Origin of the sequence: Pseudomonas sp. SCA2728.1_7, from assembly GCF_018138145.1 — a bacterium.
In the GTDB taxonomy this organism is placed as follows: Bacteria; Pseudomonadota; Gammaproteobacteria; order Pseudomonadales; family Pseudomonadaceae; genus Aquipseudomonas; species Aquipseudomonas koreensis_A.
Genome location: NZ_CP073104.1, coordinates 58,869 through 76,308, shown reverse-complemented (window position 1 = coordinate 76,308; position 17,440 = coordinate 58,869). Strand labels below are relative to the sequence as shown.

16 protein-coding genes are annotated in these 17,440 nt (G+C 58.5%); 5 read left to right on the top strand and 11 right to left on the bottom strand.

All coding sequences use genetic code 11. The features are described from left to right. Positions 1 to 34 precede the first annotated feature (34 nt). Positions 35 to 532, bottom strand: a complete 498-nt coding sequence (locus KBP52_RS00355) for a hypothetical protein (protein ID WP_212621700.1) — start codon at positions 530 to 532, stop codon at positions 35 to 37. A 234-nt stretch (positions 533 to 766) separates the two neighbouring features. Here KBP52_RS00355 and KBP52_RS00350 point away from each other — a divergent pair, with 234 nt between their 5' ends. Next, positions 767 to 1,141: a hypothetical protein gene (locus tag KBP52_RS00350; protein ID WP_102899169.1), complete on the top strand. Its 375-nt coding sequence runs from the start codon at positions 767 to 769 to the stop codon at positions 1,139 to 1,141. Continuing rightward, on the top strand, positions 1,138 to 1,335 hold the full coding sequence (locus KBP52_RS00345; RefSeq protein WP_007915974.1) for a helix-turn-helix transcriptional regulator: 198 nt from the start codon (positions 1,138 to 1,140) through the stop codon (positions 1,333 to 1,335). Before KBP52_RS00350 ends, KBP52_RS00345 begins: the two co-directional genes overlap by 4 nt. Before the next feature lie 83 nt (positions 1,336 to 1,418). On the opposite strand, the gene KBP52_RS00340 is transcribed toward KBP52_RS00345, so the two are convergent. The 3 genes from KBP52_RS00340 to KBP52_RS00330 all read right to left on the bottom strand — a co-directional run bounded on the left by KBP52_RS00340 (position 1,419) and on the right by KBP52_RS00330 (position 3,722). Further along, positions 1,419 to 1,985, bottom strand: coding sequence for a hypothetical protein (locus KBP52_RS00340; RefSeq protein ID WP_212621699.1), 567 nt, complete (start codon positions 1,983 to 1,985; stop codon positions 1,419 to 1,421). Between the two features lie 34 nt (positions 1,986 to 2,019). Next, complete coding sequence (locus KBP52_RS00335; RefSeq protein ID WP_122599575.1) at positions 2,020 to 2,574, bottom strand: hypothetical protein; 555 nt, start codon at positions 2,572 to 2,574, stop codon at positions 2,020 to 2,022. 131 nt (positions 2,575 to 2,705) lie between these two features. Then, the gene (locus tag KBP52_RS00330) at positions 2,706 to 3,722 is read right to left on the bottom strand and encodes an ABC transporter substrate-binding protein (RefSeq protein WP_038365959.1); all 1,017 of its coding nucleotides are present in this window, start codon (positions 3,720 to 3,722) and stop codon (positions 2,706 to 2,708) included. A 419-nt stretch (positions 3,723 to 4,141) separates the two neighbouring features. Between KBP52_RS00330 and KBP52_RS00325 the strand changes: the two genes are divergently transcribed. After that, a complete protein-coding gene (locus tag KBP52_RS00325; RefSeq protein ID WP_212621698.1) occupies positions 4,142 to 6,352 on the top strand; it encodes an LTA synthase family protein in 2,211 nt (736 codons plus the stop codon). Between the two features lie 114 nt (positions 6,353 to 6,466). Here KBP52_RS00325 and KBP52_RS00320 read toward each other — a convergent pair whose 3' ends face one another. Further along, positions 6,467 to 6,853: a hypothetical protein gene (locus KBP52_RS00320; RefSeq protein ID WP_077572408.1), complete on the bottom strand. Its 387-nt coding sequence runs from the start codon at positions 6,851 to 6,853 to the stop codon at positions 6,467 to 6,469. A gap of 278 nt (positions 6,854 to 7,131) precedes the next feature. Here KBP52_RS00320 and katG point away from each other — a divergent pair, with 278 nt between their 5' ends. Further along, positions 7,132 to 9,402, top strand: a complete 2,271-nt coding sequence (gene katG / locus KBP52_RS00315; RefSeq protein ID WP_212621697.1) for a catalase/peroxidase HPI — start codon at positions 7,132 to 7,134, stop codon at positions 9,400 to 9,402. Positions 9,403 to 9,796: 394 nt separating this feature from the next. Here katG and pepN read toward each other — a convergent pair whose 3' ends face one another. Genes pepN through KBP52_RS00285 form a run of 6 tightly spaced genes read right to left on the bottom strand, consistent with a single transcriptional unit; the run spans position 9,797 to position 16,314 of the window. Continuing rightward, positions 9,797 to 12,454, bottom strand: a complete 2,658-nt coding sequence (pepN, locus tag KBP52_RS00310; RefSeq protein WP_212621696.1) for an aminopeptidase N — start codon at positions 12,452 to 12,454, stop codon at positions 9,797 to 9,799. 10 nt (positions 12,455 to 12,464) lie between these two features. After that, on the bottom strand, positions 12,465 to 13,295 hold the full coding sequence (locus tag KBP52_RS00305) for a DUF2797 domain-containing protein (protein WP_038366003.1): 831 nt from the start codon (positions 13,293 to 13,295) through the stop codon (positions 12,465 to 12,467). After that, a complete protein-coding gene (locus tag KBP52_RS00300) occupies positions 13,292 to 13,552 on the bottom strand; it encodes a DUF1315 family protein (RefSeq protein ID WP_212621695.1) in 261 nt (86 codons plus the stop codon). Before KBP52_RS00300 ends, KBP52_RS00305 begins: the two co-directional genes overlap by 4 nt. A gap of 34 nt (positions 13,553 to 13,586) precedes the next feature. Continuing rightward, positions 13,587 to 14,456 carry a rhomboid family intramembrane serine protease gene (locus tag KBP52_RS00295; RefSeq protein WP_116029628.1) on the bottom strand — a complete coding sequence of 290 codons (870 nt, stop codon included), beginning with the start codon at positions 14,454 to 14,456 and terminating at the stop codon, positions 13,587 to 13,589. Then, positions 14,453 to 15,424, bottom strand: coding sequence for a metallophosphoesterase (locus tag KBP52_RS00290; protein ID WP_212621694.1), 972 nt, complete (start codon positions 15,422 to 15,424; stop codon positions 14,453 to 14,455). The genes KBP52_RS00295 and KBP52_RS00290 overlap by 4 nt, the downstream gene beginning before the upstream one ends. After that, positions 15,424 to 16,314 carry an NAD(+) kinase gene (locus KBP52_RS00285; RefSeq protein ID WP_003224174.1) on the bottom strand — a complete coding sequence of 297 codons (891 nt, stop codon included), beginning with the start codon at positions 16,312 to 16,314 and terminating at the stop codon, positions 15,424 to 15,426. Before KBP52_RS00285 ends, KBP52_RS00290 begins: the two co-directional genes overlap by 1 nt. A 115-nt stretch (positions 16,315 to 16,429) precedes the next feature. Between KBP52_RS00285 and KBP52_RS00280 the strand changes: the two genes are divergently transcribed. Then, positions 16,430 to 17,380, top strand: a complete 951-nt coding sequence (locus tag KBP52_RS00280; protein ID WP_212621693.1) for a DUF1853 family protein — start codon at positions 16,430 to 16,432, stop codon at positions 17,378 to 17,380. The last annotated feature ends 60 nt before the right edge of the window (positions 17,381 to 17,440 follow it).

Here is a 17,440-nt window from a genome sequence, read left to right as displayed (position 1 = left end):
GGCCGCCCCTTTTTTGTTTTTGATCTGTGCCGAATTAACGCCTGCGGGCCAATGCCTTGCGCACGCTTTCCCGTGACATCCCCGAGCCGGAACGGGGCACGGCTTTCTCTACGGGCGCCTTGGCCAACTGTCCCTTGCGCTTTTCCACCTCACGCCACTGGTAACCGAGATATCCGCCTGCCGCCACAATCCCCAGCCAACCGAACACCGAACTGACGAAGAACCACAGCCCGAGGGTGATCCACACGGTTTTCGAGGTGAACAACTTCAAGCTGTCATCAGCACGCACCGGTTCAACCGGTTCAACCGCTGCCTGCGTCACCGGTACTCTGTGCACCCCATCCAGATCAATGCGCCAAGCGAAGTCCGCCCCGGCCACCGGAATGTCTAGCTGATTGCCTTCAGCACGATGCACACGAATGTCGCCATCGACGAGCGACATCGAGCTGAAACTGATCTGGGTTTCATAGCGAATCTCGCCGTTGACCTGGGTCACGATCGTTCGTTTTTGGTCGATGGGGGTGTCGCGCATGTCGATTCCTTGAGCGTTCCACGTCGGACGACGTGCGAAGGGATAATCCGTTGGGCTCGAATGCTACTGAGTGGCTATTACGCTGTCCAGAAAGCGTGACCCTTAGCTGCAGACCCACGCGAAAATCCTCCGACATGAGTGTGTTCGAGGCTATCAGCCATGATGGAAAGCGTGCTTTACATCGGATAAGTCTTCGGCGACCATGTAAAGGGTCTTTTACATAGGAAGTGAATAATGAACCGGTACTACCTCGAATTGGGCGCTGCATTAATCATCTACATGCTGGTGCTGACAGCTTCATTGATTGCCTCGCAATACCTGATGGACGCCCCCATCGTGCTGCGCTCGGCTGTCGCACTGACGCCGATCATTCCGGCGGGACTGATGTGCTGGGCCATCGTGCGCAATATGCGGCGCATGGACGAAATGCATCTGCGCATCCAGTTCGAAGCGCTGGGCTTCGCCTTCGCCGCCTCGGCACTGCTGACGTTCAGCTACGGTTTTCTGGAAAACGTCGGCGCTCCGCACATTCCGTGGACGTGCGTGTGGCCGGTGATGGGTCTGATGTGGATTGTCGGCCTGCAAATTGCGCGACGCCGTTACCAATGAAAAACCGTCTCAAGGAGTTGCGCGCCGAGCGCAAATGGTCGCAGGTCGATCTGGCTGAACGCCTGAGCGTGTCGCGTCAGACGATCAACGCTATAGAAAACGAACGCTACGACCCGAGTCTGCCGCTGGCCTTTCAGATTGCCCGGGCATTCGAAATGCCATTGGAAGATATCTTCGACGACAGTAAAACCTGACCTGCACCCACACGTAAAACAATTCCAATGCAAACGCAGCGACGGGCCATTAATGGGCAACGCATGCCAAAAGCGGCGGAATGCTAAGCCGTCGCTGTTTCAACGTCGCGCGAGATGGATCTGGCAACCATGTGCCGGGCCGCATCCACTTTTCCCAGCGTATCTATATGCGCGTGGAGTGCAGGAATCACCCGCGCCCGTCGTCTTGATCGTAGCAGCGTCGCAAGCCCCCAACACAACAGGGATGGAACGACACACTGAATTCCGTAGTAAAACGAGAAGCCTAGCGCTGGCAACAATGAAAGTATTATCCACTCCGTCCAAATGGAGGTACCAATCACATGATCAAAGAGCAATTCACCTCGCATCGGAAAGTCATTCGTTCCCAGATCATGATTGTGTATCAACACAACAACCCGGCTGTGCATGACGGGATTCGAGGCATAAAACACTGATAACCGATGCCCCTCTCGGACTTTGAAATCAGCCACGCCGAAGCTCAGGCAGATGGGGTCTTTTTCCTTCGTTCTGATCCAGCAGTCACCTTCTTCCCGCTGATCCTTGGGCAGCTTTAATGACTTGCGGCTGACAACCTGCCCATGCCTGACTTCAAAATGGACACGGGTCCGCCCACGAATAAACGCTTTCATCAATACTTCCCTGACCTATGGCTATGCAGGCCTTTCAAACACTGCGCGCCAGCAATCGACTGACATTGCGAAGCGAGTCTTCCCGCACGTAACGCTTGCCCAGCTTTTCCATGTGCAGGCCCAGATCATTGATCAACAATGCCTTGCCCTTGGCCTCCTTGGCTTTGAGCAGGAAATAGACAACAAAACCCGTCGGCGCACCCCACCAGCCAAAAACTCCGGACGCCATCGTTGAAGTTGCGATGCAAAGCAGAAACGGAACGGGGCTCGCACTGCCGTGGAGCATTTCCCTATACAGCCCCTTCGCGTCCGAAAGCTCGGTGAATTGTGAATCGTTGTGATTGAACACGCAGACCGCACGCTTGAGCGCGCCACCCGGCAGACAAGCATAGAGCACCGAAATCTTGTCCCCTCGATTGACCTGCAATTTTTTACCGTAGACATCCAGCGGCATTTCGCCGTCCGGTGTCCGTACCCAATAACGATCCTGACGAATACCGTCAGCGCTCAATCCGTGCTCATGACGAACCATCAGACCGCTGAAATCAGCGAACTCGACGACGATGGTGCCGCGGGTGAATGTTTGCATGGCTGATGTGGGTTCCGCTCATTTTCTCGCTGCCCGTCAACGTTCGGGATAGAAATCCATAGACCGCGAATGCTACTAAGTGGCCATCTCCCTGTCCAGAACGCCCCGCCCCCTCATTATTAATCGCCCACTTAGCTCCCCGCGCCACCATGCGCCTCTTCAAAGAAGTAATCCTTCCAGCTGTCGGCCTTGTTCTTCAGCACGCCCAGCTCCTGCAATTTTTCGGCGTAGATAAAGGTGCGCTGCGGCACCACGGTGAAATCGATTTCCGGGTCCTTGACGATTTGCTCGACCAGAGCCAGCGGCAACTTCGACTGCTCGACACGAATGTACGCCTGAGCCGCTGCCGGCTTATCAGCCTTGATAATCTTCTCGGCCTCGGCCAACGCGTCGTAGAACGCCTTGTAGGTTTTCGGGTTTTCGTCGTGGAATTTTTCCGTGGTGTACAGCACGTTGAATGTCGCCTGGCCGCCGAGCACGTCGTAGGAACTCAGCACTTTGTGCACGTTGGGGTTCTGCAGGGCCTGGTACTGAAACGGCGGACTGGAGAAGTGCGAGTTAATCTCCGAACCGCCGGCAATCAGCGCGGCAGTGGCATCGGGGTGCGGCAGGCTGACTGAGATATCGTCGAATTTCTTGTATTGCGCGTCGCCGAACTCCTTGGCGGTTTCGATCTGCAAGGTGCGTGACTGGAAGCCCACGCCGGCAGCCGGCACGGCAATCCGATCCTTGTCGGTGAAGTCCTTGAGCGTCTTGATGTTCGGGTTGTTGGTCAGCAAATAGTTGGGCATCGAGCCCAGTGCGGCGATGGCTTTGACGTTCTGTTTGCCCTTGGTGCGATCCCACACGGTGAGCATCGGCGGGACACCGGCAGACACCACGTCGAGCGATCCGGTGAGCAGCGCTTCGTTCATCGCCGTGGCGCCAGAGATGCTGTTCCAGTCGACCTTGATGTCGAGGCCCTGCGCCTTGCCGTGTTTTTCGATGAGATTCTGGTCGCGTACCACATCGAGGATCAAATAACCGATACCGAATTGCTGGGCGATGCTGATCTTGCCTTCGGCCTGAGCGCCGGTGCTGAACAACGCACTCGCGGCCAGAGAAGCGGCCAACAGAGTCAGTGCGGAACGTTTGAACGGTGTGGCCATGACAACCTCGCAGCATGGGGTGGTTTGCTGAAAGGCCTGACTTTATAGATATAAAAAACATAAATTAAATATCTTTATCGCATATCGATAGCACGGGTTGTTGAGCGGAATGAGGATGAGAGCTTTTGATTCCGGGTTCCGATAACAAGATCAAAAGATCGCAGCGTGCCGCAGTTCCTACATTGGAATTCGGTGGCGGCTCGAAGGGTTAAACAGCCTGAAACAATAAATCTACCAGCCTCAATATCGCCGATTGCCGTGTGACCCGAGGGCCGGTCAGGGCTGCAGACGCGCCATCACCTTCGAAAGCCCGCGCACCAACGCATCACCCGAGCGTTTAAAAGGGCGATCAGACAGCTCACCCTTGGTATCATCGCGCACACTTTTATGACGATTTAATGGCTGGAAGGTCTTTTTTTGTGAGCGCTCTTTTTAACCGGTTGCGGCAGCCGTATGCCCGCCTCTTTTCGTTGATCTTTCTCGTGCTGGTGGTGCCGGTGTGCCTGCGTGCGGCCCTCGGCTGGTCGGCTCCATTGGGCTATTTGTCGGATCTGGCCATTGGCAGCTTGTTGGTGGTGTTGCTGCATCGCCGGGCGTGGTGGCTGGCCCTGCCGGTGTTGCTGTTCTGGGGATTGCTGGCGGTGGCGACCGCTGAACTGGTCAGCGCCGTCGGTCGTCTGCCGACGCCTTCCGATATTCATTATCTGATCGATCCGCAGTTCGTCGAGAACTCCACCGGTGGCGGGTTGGCCCACCCTGCGCTGGGCATCGCTTTGCTATTGGCCCTGCTGTTCTGGCTACTGACCCGGTTTGCCGGCCGTGGCATGCCGCGTCCGCCCCTGCCCCGCGCGGTGTGGAGCGCACCGCTGGTGTTGTTCGCCGCGCACTGGGGCGCGCAGAACCTGTGGCCGAGCGAAGCGGATCCGTGGCGCCAGTACAACCTGCCGCACCAGTTGCTGGCCACCGAGGTCGCCGATCTGCAGATTCGGGGCGAGGAATGGCTGGACGGTGATATCGAGGAACCCGCGCCGGCCATGGCCGGGCTCACCGACGTCGACCTCAACGGGCAGAAACTGCTGGCCGCCCCGGGGCAAGCGCGCAACGTGCTGATCATCGCCCTGGAAGGCATTCCCGGTGCCTACATTCGCGCCAACCGCGAGGCGATCGGCAGCCATTATCAGGAAGACCTGATGCCCAACCTCAGCCGCTGGGCCGAGCGCGGCATGAACACTCCGGATTACGTGCTGCACACGCACCAGACCATTCGCGGTCTGTACGCGATGCTCTGCGGCGATTACGACAAACTCAACAACGGCACGCCCAAAGGCGTGGAAATGCTCACCCTCAACGAGCGCAATCAGGCCTGCCTGCCGGCGCAACTGCGGGAACACGGCTTCAGCACGCACTATCTGCAAGGTGCCGGGCTGCGCTTCATGGCCAAAGACAAGATCATGCCGCACATCGGTTTCGATGCGACTCATGGTCTGGAATGGTTCAGCAACAGCAACTATCTGGAATTCCCGTGGGGCAAGGATGACAAGGCGTTTTTCGAAGGCGCGCTGGATTATGTCGGCCAACTGAAAAAGCAGAAAAAGCCTTGGATGCTGACATTGCTGACCGTCGGCACCCATCAGCCCTACTCCGCGCCCGAGGAATACCTGGAGCGCTACGAAACGCCGAAACAAGCCGCCGTCGGTTATCTCGACGATGCGCTGGAGCAGTTCCTCAGCGGCCTCGAACGCCAAGGCGTTCTGAAAGACACGCTGGTGGTGATCACTTCCGACGAATCCCACGGTATCGATGGCGTACGACTGGCCTCGTCGTGGGGCTTCAATCTGACCCTGGCGCCGGAACAAGAACAACTGCCACGACTGAACAAAGGCGTGTATGGCCACGTCGATCTGAGCACCTCGATCCTCGACTATTTCGACTTGCCGGTGCCTTCCGCGCTAAGCGGTCGTTCGCTGTTTCGCGACTATGACAGCGGCCGCGAAATCATGTCGTTCACCAACGGCAAGCTGCGTTATCACAACGGTCAGGGGATCTTCTCCGAGTGCGACATGCCGCGTCGCTGCCGCTATTACGAAAGCGCCGGCTTCATCGCCGAAAGCGCCACCTATAAAGGCAACTACAGCGGCCACCCGGCCCGGCAGATCGCTGCTCGCGCCAATGCCCTCGATCTGTCGCTGCTGCGTACACCGCTCAATCATCGCTATCAGTTCGGCAGCACCAACGTCATCCCGCTGCAAGCGCAGATCAAGGATGACTGGGCCGACAATCTGATCGGCGCGCAGTACCTGGAAATGCCCAAAGGCTCGCACACCCGCGTGCGACTGACCGTCCGTTCAGTCGATCCGCAGCAGGCGGCGTACATTCAGCTCAAGGCCAAGGAGTTTGAACAGGACGTGCAGATCGGTCTGCCGCAAGAGATGGTCGCAACTGCCGAGCAGCCACTGGAAATGAACTTCAGCTTCGACAACCCGCAAGAGCGCAAAGCGTTTTCTTTCCATTTGCTGGGGTATGGATTGGGTGCGGTTGAAGTGACGGATTTCAGTGTGATTACTGAGTTGCCGGGGCAGGATGATATATTGGATGAGATGCCTGAGGATGACGCTGCACAGTCCAGCTGATAGATGGGAAAGATTAAACTGAAACCCTACATGAAATAATCAAGAACGCTCCCACGTTCACATACATTCAACCCACACCTTAAAAAAAGCGGGGCTTTTAGGCCCCGCAGCACCTCAGCGCATAAACAGAAGATAAGCTCCTGTAACTTTCTTACCGTTCTCCAAAACAAAATCAAACGTTCCTTTCGCATTATTTCGATCATTTGCAAATGTAACGGTCGTCGAACCAGCTTTTACGTCGCTTCTTTCACTATTGATGCCTACTTCCCATTTTACCATTCCAGGTGAATCGTAAAGTTCCACATCATGAGGACCATCACCAACTAAAGAGGTTGGGACCGAAAAAATCACGAAGTTCTCGTTACTTGTCCCGCCAATAAAAAAGTGTCCTGGCCACTCTTTATAATAGCCAGCGTCAGAGTAAAACATTTTTCCATCAACGAAAGCTTCAAAGTCCCCATGTAGATCCCCATCAATCCTCAAATCATTAATTGTATGCATAACTCACCACCCTTCCAATATTCGAATTTAAAGCAAGATACAATTAATCTTGCAACCTCAACTTAAGCCAACTCCGAGGCGACAACAACTGTCATAAATGACAGTCTTTTTGAGTATTAGGGAATAAAAAACTGGTTATTAAGACCATAGGATTCTGAAAGACTTTACCTATCAGCACCCAATAGTCGGCCTATTAGCTGACTCTCCAAGTCGGGTCTAGCCTTACTAGTCCGAAGTCGGCACGAGCCGGCCGTAGCAGACCTGATAAGGACCCGAACATGGCAAACGAATCGAAATGCCCGTTCAACCACGCCGCCGGTGGTGGTACGACGAACCGTGACTGGTGGCCGAATCAACTCAACCTGAAAATTCTCAGCCAGCATTCGCCCAAGTCCGACCCGCTGGGCAAGGATTTCGACTACGCCAAAGCCTTCAAGAGCCTCGACTTTCAAGCCCTGAAACAAGACCTCAATGCGCTGATGACCGACTCCCAGGACTGGTGGCCGGCCGACTTTGGCCACTACGGCCCCCTCTTCATCCGCATGGCCTGGCACAGCGCCGGGACCTATCGCACCGCCGATGGCCGTGGTGGCGCCGGCTCCGGCCAGCAACGTTTTGCGCCGCTGAACAGCTGGCCGGACAACGTCAGCCTCGACAAGGCCCGCCGCCTGCTGTGGCCGATCAAACAGAAATACGGACGCAATATTTCCTGGGCCGACCTGATCGTTTTGACCGGTAACGTCGCGCTGGAATCCATGGGCTTCAAAACCTTCGGCTTCTCCGGTGGCCGCCCCGATGTATGGGAGCCGGACGAAGATGTCTATTGGGGTTCCGAGCACGAGTGGCTCGGTGGCGACAGCCGTTACGGCAAAGACAAGTCAGCCATGCAGGAGCCCGGTGACGGCACGCTGGTCGCCGAGCCGGATCTGCACGGCAAAGAAGAGAGCCGCACCGATCAGGGCGAACGCAATCTGGAAAATCCCCTCGCTGCAGTGCAGATGGGCCTGATCTACGTGAACCCGGAAGGTCCGGAAGGCAATCCGGACCCGGTCGCGTCGGCCCATGACATCCGCGAAACCTTTGGCCGCATGGCCATGAACGATGAAGAAACCGTGGCGTTGATCGCGGGCGGTCACGCCTTCGGGAAAACCCACGGCGCCGGCCCTGCCGATAACGTCGGGCCTGAGCCGGAAGCGGCCGGCCTCGAAGAACAAGGCCTCGGCTGGCGCAACGCGTTCGGAACCGGCAAGGGTGGCGACACCATCACCAGCGGCCTCGAAGTAACCTGGACCACCACGCCGACGAAGTGGAGCAACAACTACCTGGAGAACTTGTTCGGCTTCGAGTGGGAATTGACCAAAAGCCCGGCCGGTGCCCACCAGTGGATTCCGAAAAACGGCGCCGGTGCCGGCACCGTTCCCCACGCCCATGATCCGAGCAAAAAGCTTTCGCCGACCATGCTCACCTCCGACCTGGCGCTGCGTTTCGATCCGGCCTACGAGCAGATCTCGCGGCGCTTCCTCGCCAACCCGGATCAACTGGCCGACGCCTTTGCCCGCGCCTGGTACAAACTGATCCACCGCGACATGGGTCCGTTGTCTCGTTACCTGGGCCCGGAACTGCCGAACGAAGAACTGCTGTGGCAGGATCCGATTCCGGATGCCACGCACCCACTGATCGACGACAGCGACGCGGCTGCGCTGAAAAGCAAAGTGCTTGCCTCGGGCCTGTCGGTGTCGCAACTGGTCTCCACCGCCTGGGCGGCACTCTCGACGTTCCGCGGTTCAGACAAGCGTGGCGGCGCCAACGGTGGTCGTTTGCGTCTGGCGCCGCAGAAGTTCTGGCAAGCCAACCAGCCTGAGCAACTGGCCAAAGTGCTGCAAACCCTTGAGAGCATTCAGAGCGAGTTCAATGGCGGCGGCGCGGGCAAGAAAGTCTCGCTGGCAGACCTGATCGTGTTGGCTGGGAATGCCGGGATTGAGCAAGCAGCGAAAAACGCCGGGCACTCCGTCTCCGTGCCGTTCAATCCGGGGCGTACGGATGCTTCGCAAGAGCAAACCGATGTCGACTCGTTCGGTTTCCTTGAACCGATTGCCGATGGTTTCCGCAACTACAGCAAAGGCAAATACACCGTTTCGGCCGAGGCGCTGCTGATCGACAAGGCACAACTGCTGACCCTCACCGCGCCGGAGATGACCGTGTTGCTCGGTGGCTTGCGGGTGTTGAACACCAATGTCGGGCAGACCCGGCATGGTGTGTTCACTTCGCAGACCGAGGCGCTGACCAATGACTTCTTCACCAACCTGCTGGACATGGGGGTGGAGTGGAAGCCAACGTCACGGGATGCGGATGAGTTCGAGGGGCGCGACCGTAAAACCGGCAGCGTGAAGTGGACGGCGACGCGGGTTGATCTGGTGTTTGGTTCCAATGCGCAGCTAAGGGCGTTGGCCGAGGTGTATGCAAGTTCGGATGCGAAGGAGCAGTTTGTTAAGGACTTTGTTGCGGCGTGGACGAAGGTGACAAATCTGGATCGGTTTGATTTGAAGTAATTTTCGGTAGATAAAAACGCCGCATTATTAATGCGGCGTTTTTTATGTATATGGCTTGGGCTTTGTGGTGAGGCTTACATCTTACCCCCTCACCCCAGCCCTCTCCCCCAGGGGGGCGAGGGGGAAAGGGAGCCGATCTTCGTGCCGTTCAAAATCTGAGCTCGACTCCGGACTTTCAGGTCGGTGTAACTCGAACATCCACCTCGGTCAGTCCCCTCTCCCACTGGGAGAGGGTTAGGGTGAGGGGCTTTTGATCTGTTTCAGAATCAGAGTTCGACTCCGGACTTTCAGGTCGGTGTAAATCGAACATTCACCTCGGTCAGTCCCCTCTCCCACTGGGAGAGGGTTAGGGTGAGGGCCGGTCCACAGCTGGAACACCGACTCCAATACACCATCAAGCCAGGCTTTTGCTCACCACTTCATACACATCACTCGACAACTGCCCCGACGCCCGAATCCGCTCCAGCTCGCCCTTCATCAAGGCCTGACGTGCAGCGTCATATTTGCGCCAGCGGGTCAGTGGCGCCAGTTGGCGCGAAGCGATCTGTGGGTTGAAGCCGTTCAGCTCGATCACCAGATCCGCGAGGAAGCGATAACCGGAACCGTCCGCCGCGTGGAAGTTGATCAGGTTCTGCCCGGCAAACGCACCGACCAGTGCACGCACCTTGTTCGGGTTCTTGATGTTGAACGCCGGGTGCTGCATCAACGCTTTCACGCGCTCCAGACCGCCTGGCAAAGTACTGCCGGCCTGTACGCTGAACCACTGATCCATGACCAGAGGATTGTCCTTGAATTGCTCGGCGAAACTGGCCAGCGCCAAGGCTTTCTGCTCTTCGAACGGCGAGTTGACCAACACCGCCAGCGCCGTCAAGCGCTCGGTCATGTTGTCGGCGCTTTCGAATTGCTCCAGCGCCGCCGCCAGTACTTCCGGTTTGCCGCTGAGCATCAGATACGACAGAGCAATGTTCTGCAGCGCGCGACGGGCGAAATGCTCGGCTTCGGCCACATACGGGGTTTTCTTCGACAGGTCACGGTTGGCCTGATAACGCAGCCACAGCGCTTCGAACAGACCTTCCGCCAACTGCTGACGAGCGAACTCACGGGCGATATGGATCGCATCGACATCCGCCACTTCGCTGATTTCAGTGAGGTACGCCTCACCCGGCAACGACAGCATCTCGGCGACCATCGCTTGATCCAGCGATTCGTCCGACAGCACCGTGCGCAACGCCGAGACCAGACGCGGATCAAGCTTGAGGCTCTCGCCCTTCTGCTGCTGACCAATCAGCTCTTGCAGCACCTGTACCGACAGTTGCTGACCGGCATCCCAGCGGTTGAAGCCGTCGCTGTCGTGCTGCATCAGGAACATCAGTTGATCGCGGTTGTACGGGAAGCTCAGTTTCACAGGCGCCGAGAAGCCGCGCAGCAGCGATGGCAGCGGCTGTTCAGCGATGTCAACGAAAGTGAAGGTCTGCTCGGCCTCGGTCACCGAGATCACCCGAGTGGTGCCTTGCGCCGACGCTTCACCGCTCAGACGCAAGGCAACCTCGTTGCCCTTGCTGTCGAGCAGGCCGAGTTCGACTGGAATCACGAACGGCAGCTTTTCAACTTTATCCGGGGTTTCCGGGCAGCTCTGGCGGAAGGTCAGGCTGTAGGTTTTCGCAGCGGCGTCGTAAGACTCGCTCACCGCCAGACGCGGTGTGCCGGCCTGGCTGTACCAGCGCTTGAACTGGCTCAGGTCGACGCCGTTGGCATCTTCCATGGCCTTGATGAAATCGTCGCAGGTGACTGCCTGACCATCGTGGCGCTCGAAGTACAGATCGCTGCCCTTTCGGAAGCCTTCGGCGCCGAGCAAGGTGTGGATCATGCCAACCACTTCCGAACCCTTCTCGTACACGGTCAGGGTGTAGAAGTTGGAAATCTCGATGAAGCTGTCCGGGCGCACGGCGTGAGCCATCGGGCCGGCATCTTCGGCGAACTGGTGGGTGCGCAGATAAGCCACGTCCTGAATGCGCTTGACCGTAGCCGAATTCATGTCGGCGGAGAAGCCGGAATCACGGAACACGGTGAAACCTTCCTTCAGCGACAGCTGGAACCAGTCGCGGCAGGTCACGCGGTTGCCCGACCAGTTGTGGAAGTATTCGTGAGCGACAATCGCTTCAACGCGCTGATGCGCGGCGTCGGTCGCGGTTTCGGCGCGGGCCAGTACGGCGCTGGAGTTGAAGATGTTGAGGCCCTTGTTCTCCATCGCGCCCATGTTGAAGTCATTCACGGCGACGATCATGAAGATATCCAGATCGTACTCGCGACCGTAAACCTCTTCGTCCCAGCGCATCGACTTCTTCAGGCTGTTCATCGCGTGCTGGCACTTGTCGATGTTTTCCGGCTCGACGTAAATGCGCAGCGCAACGTTGCGCTCGGTCATGGTGGTGAAGGTGTCTTCGACGCACCACAAGTCACCGGCCACCAGCGCAAACAGGTACGCCGGTTTCATGAACGGGTCTTCCCAGGTTGCCCAGTGCCGGCCGTCTTCGCCCGGGCCCGAGGCAATCGGGTTACCGTTGGAGAGCAATACCGGATAGCTGTGCTGCTCGGCGACCACGGTGGTGGTGAACTTGCTCATCACGTCCGGGCGGTCGAGGTAATAGGTGATCTTGCGAAAACCTTCGGCCTCGCACTGGGTGCAGAACATCGTGCCGGATTTGTACAGGCCTTCCAGTGCGGTATTGGTTTCCGGGTGGATCTTGACGCTGGTGTCGACGGTGAAGGTTTCGCTGGTCGGCTGCAGAGTCAGATGGTTTTCGGTGACCTGGTAATCGCCGTCAGACAGTTCTTGATCGGCCAGTGTCACCGAGAGCAATTCCAGCTGCTGGCCATCGAGCACCAGCGGCGGCAGGCCCGGGCCACGCGCCGGGTTGCGGCGCATCACCAACTGCGCGTGCACCAGGCTGTGATCCTCGAACAACTCGAAGGTCAGGTGTGTTTCGTCGATCAGGTACTCGGGCGCCTGATAGTCCTTCAGGTAAATCATCTTCGGTTGTTCGGTGCGCATGCTGGAGTCCTTATTGATGCACGGCGAGCTGATAAGCCGTGTACTTGCGAATATTGATCACGCCGGTATCGAAGATCAGGTACTGGCCTTTGATGCCCAACAACGTGCCTTCGGCAATCGGGTTCTTGTCCAGGTTGAAGCTGACGATTTTGGCCGGGTATTGCTCGACCGGATAGCGGATTTCCAGCGGTTCGACATCGGCAATGGTCTGAATTGCCTGTAGGCCGAATCGCTCCTGCAAACCTTGCAGGCCTTCGGCGCAGCTTTCAAATAACTGGTCACGCACCTGCGCCAGATCCACCGCCACCGCATCGCCCTTGAGCAATGCACGCCAGTTGGTTTTGTCGGCCACTTGGCTGCGGAACAAATCTTCAACGAAGCCCGACTGCTGCCGCGTCGACACGCGCATGATCGGCAAGGCCTGACACGCGCCCTGATCGATCCAGCGGGTCGGCAGTTGCGTTGCACGGGTGATGCCAACCTTGATGCCAGACGAGTTGGACAGGTAAACCACATGATCGGTCATGCAGAACTGCTCGCCCCACGCAGGATCGCGACAGGTGCCGGCGTCATAGTGGCAGCGCTCCGGGCTCATGATGCACAGGTCGCACTGCGCCAGTTTGGTCATGCACGGATAGCAGTAACCCTGACTGAAACTGGTTTTGGTCTTGCGCCCGCAATGGGTGCAGTGGATCGCCCCCAGGTACTCCAGACGCACCGTGGTGCCGATCAACGGGTTGACCGGCACCTCGACGTCATCCAGACGAAACGCGTATTGCACGTTCGGCCCGTCCAGGCGCGCCGACATTTTGCTGATTGCACCGCGGCCAATCTCGATCAATGGATAGCATCCGACTTGAACAGGATGTTCGGCACTTCGATCGACTTCGATGCACATTCCTGCGGGCCCATGTAACCGGTGCGCTGGTCTTCAGGCAGGTTCTGGATTTCCCAGGCGATCATCGCCTGCAGCGACAGTTCGCGCTGTTCGGCGGTGAGCTTGCCACCGTCCGACCATTTGCCGATTTCCACGGCCAGTTTCAGACTCTCGTAGATCTCCGGGGTAATGTTGTTGATCATGTCGTTAAAAGAGGACATCAGGGTCTCCGTGCTCTTAATCTACAGAAAAATTTCAGACGGCCAGTTTACGGCGGTTATACAAACCACCCAACAAACCGGTGAAGCATCCGATGAGTAACCCGCCGACATGGGCGGCGTTGGCGATTTCGCCGAAACCGATCATCGAGATCAGCCCGGACATGCACACCAGCAACCATACCAGCATCATCACCAGCACGCCGCGCGGCAGGCGATAGGCCGGGTTCGGCGCCAGCAGCTGGAAAATCCAGCAATGCCCGAGCAAACCGTAAAGTACGCCGGACAGACCGCCAAACAAGGTCGCACCGCTCCAGACAAACTGTGCGTAGTTGGAAACGAGGCTGAACAGCAGCGTCAGGCCGATCAGGTTGATGCTGCCCTGACGCGACTCGATACGCCGGCCCAGCTCCCAGTACCACATGCCGTTCATGGCCAGGTGGAGGATGCCGAAGTGGATCAGCATCGGCGTGACCAGTCGCCACCACTGCCCCGCCGCCAGACTGTCGGCCAACGGCGTGAAATGGATGTACTCGCCAACTACCTGAAAATCGAGGAAGGTCAGCCAGCGCAGCGTTTGCAGGTTCTCACCGAGGTAGGTCAGCCCGCCGACAATCAGGCACAGCAACAGGATGAACCCGGTGGCCTTGGCGTATTTCAGTTGCTCGGCGAAGCTCGGCCGCTTGAAGGTCGGCGCGACGGGGATGTCCATTTGCTGATCGGGATCGCCCGCCGGGAAGCGCTCGTACAGCGAGCGCACGTCGTCACTGATTTCCGCCGGCGCCCACAACACTTGTTCGCCGGCCTCCTCGCTGACGCGATGCGGCACCTGCATGCGTTGCAGCAGTTTGACGAAACCACTCAAGTCCACCGCCAACGGCAGACGCAATACCGCGACCGCACTCATTGCAGCACCTCCGGCCGCTCGACATCGACCCAGACAAATTTATGCGGATCCAGACGGGTTTCCTGATCCAGACGATAGGCGACCAGTTTGCCGTAGAGCACCGCGCTGTAATCCAGACACGCGAGATTCGGGCGGATCGGCGCCGGTTTGCCGCTGCGCCAGTAATGGCCGACAAACAGCAATGGCTCGTCAACGCCATAGCGCAGCAGGTTGTTTTTTTCGCTGGAGGTCAGCGGCTTCTGCGCCACCGGATCCGGCAGTGCATCCGGCTGGAAAACGATATCGCCGTAGGTCTTCGGATCGTCTTCCCAGAACTTGGTGCGGAAGAACGAACGCACCAGACCATCGCCGCTGGTCATGGTCAGACCATCCGGCAGGCGCATATCGGTGCCGCGCAACAGACGGTCGAACACGGTGCAAGCAAAACTGTCCGGCACCGCCGAGGCCTGCAGGAAGTGTTCATCGATGCAACCGTTGGGGAACAGCGCGCGCAACGGTTCGATCAGTCCGACATCCCAGCAGGCGTGGACGACGCGGAAACGCCCGGCGTCGACAAACAACGGCAGCTCATAGAACCAGCGCTGGAAATCGTGCCAGTCGCCGGGATGGTCTTCGAACTGGGTCAGGGTTTCGTGCAGCAGACGTGCGTGGCGCGGCGTGTGTTCGCGGACGAACTGCTTGCCGCTGCCCGGTAGCGCCGGGGTGCTCCAGCCCAGTGCGTTGAACTCGTGGTTGCCCATGATGCACAAGGCCTGACCGGCCTCGACCATGTCGTGGACGATGTGCAGCGCCTCGCGAATGCGCGGGCCACGGTCGATGATGTCGCCGACGAACACGGCCATGCGCGATGGATGCCGCCAGACCCCGCCCTGCTTGTGATAACCGAGACGGTCCAGCAAGTGTTCGAGGGTCAGGGCGCATCCGTGCACGTCACCAATCAGGTCATAACTGCGCGCGGGATCGAGCATCAGTCGCCTCCACCGCCCAGCTTGCTGCCCCAGCCGAGCTTGGTGCGGCAGACTTCGTAGTAGTTGTGGTCGAGCGGGTGGATCAGCCGCAGCTTCTGCGCTTTTTTGCTGACGGTGATGGTGTCGCCCGGTGCGCAGGTGAAATGGTTCTGCCCGTCACAGGAGACTTGCGGGTAAATCTGCATGTTTTTCGACACGACGATTTTCAGCTCACTGTTGCCATCGACCACAATTGGCCGGCTCGACAACATATGGGGGTACATCGGCACGATCACAATGGCATCGAGCTTGGGATGCATGATCGGCCCGCCGGCAGACAACGCGTACGCGGTGGAGCCGGTCGGTGTGGCGACGATCAGGCCGTCGGCCTTCTGGCTGCAGACGAACTGGCCGTCGATGTACAGCTCGAACTCGATCATCCGCGTCGATTTGCCCGGGTGCAGCACCACGTCGTTGAGCGCATCGCCCTGACCGATGGCCTCGGCATGGCGGCGCACTTCGGCTTGCAGCAGGAAGCGGTTTTCCACCAGATAGTGGCCGTCGAGCACTTTGGCGACTTCGACTTCCAGCTCGTCCGGGCGGATGTCAGTGAGGAAACCGAGGCTGCCACGGTTGATCCCCAGCACCGGAATATTGTGTTTGGCCAGCGCTCGCGCGGCGCCGAGCAGGCTGCCGTCACCGCCGACGACGATGACCATGTCACAGACTTCGCCAAGCATCTTGCGCGAGGAAGTCTGCAGGCCGTGGCCCGGCAGGACCTCGGCGATGGTGTCTTCGAGGATCACATGCAGGTGACGATCGAGCAGAAACCGTTTCAGTCGGCGGACGGTATCCAGCACCTGGGAACTGCCCAGGCGACCGATGATGCCGATATTACGAAATTGCTCCATGGGACCTCTGCGGACAATCGAAAACGCGAAAAACCCGATTATGGGCGAAAGCGCCGGTTAGACAAAATCCTTTCAGCCTCAAGGGTGTGCTCGTGTTTAAGGCTATGCTCGCAAGATGATCCTATTTCCCGACTTGCTGCAGTTGCCCCACCAATTACGCCACCCGGAAGTGCGTGATCTGGCGTGGGTGATCCTCGCCCCGCCGATGCTTGCTACTACGCCGTGGCCGCAGCGCCATCCGCTGGCGGGCAGCGATTGGGTGCACGATCCAGAGCGACTGGAACACTGGCTGCGCCAGCTCGACCGCGACAGTTATGGCTTGCTGCATTGGTTGTCGCAGGCGCGCACACGGCGGCTGGGCCTGTATTACGAGCGTCTGTGGCAGTTTGCCGTGGAGCATGCGCCGGGCATCGAGCTGATCGCCGCCAACCTGCCGATCCGCCGCGAGGGCCACACCCTCGGCGAACTGGACATGCTGCTGCGTGACCGCGATGGCGTGCATCACCTGGAGCTGGCGATCAAGCTTTATCTCGGCCCGCAGAATGGCGACGGTCGTAATGCGGCGCAGTGGCTGGGGCCGGGCTGTCATGATCGGCTCGATCGTAAACTGGCGCATCTGGCCGAGCATCAGTTGCCGATCTCGGCGCGTCCGGAAAGTCGCGAAGTGCTGGCGGCGCTGGATATCGAGGTGTTCAGTGCGCAACTGTGGCTGGGCGGTTATTTGCTGTACCCGTGGCCCGGGCAGGCTGAATCACCGAACGGTGCGCATCCGCAGCATCTGCGCGGTAGCTGGTTGCATCAGAAGGATTGGCCGGCGTTTGTCGCGCAACGTCCGGCCGGACGCTGGCAACCCCTGCCCCGCCATGCCTGGCTGGCGCCGGCGCACTACCCGGCGGATCAGACCTGGACTTTGGAGCATTTACGAATGTGGCTGGAGGATCTGGAACCGCTGGCACCGGCACAACTGATGGTGCGCCTGATCGAGAATGCGCAAGGGGAATGGGAAGAGGCTGAGCGGTTGTTTCTGGTCTCGGATCTTTGGCCGAATGTCCCCGGCCAGGCCTGAAGTTTTTGTGGCGTTTGTACCGGCCCTATCGCGAGCAGCTCACTCCTACATTGGAATGCG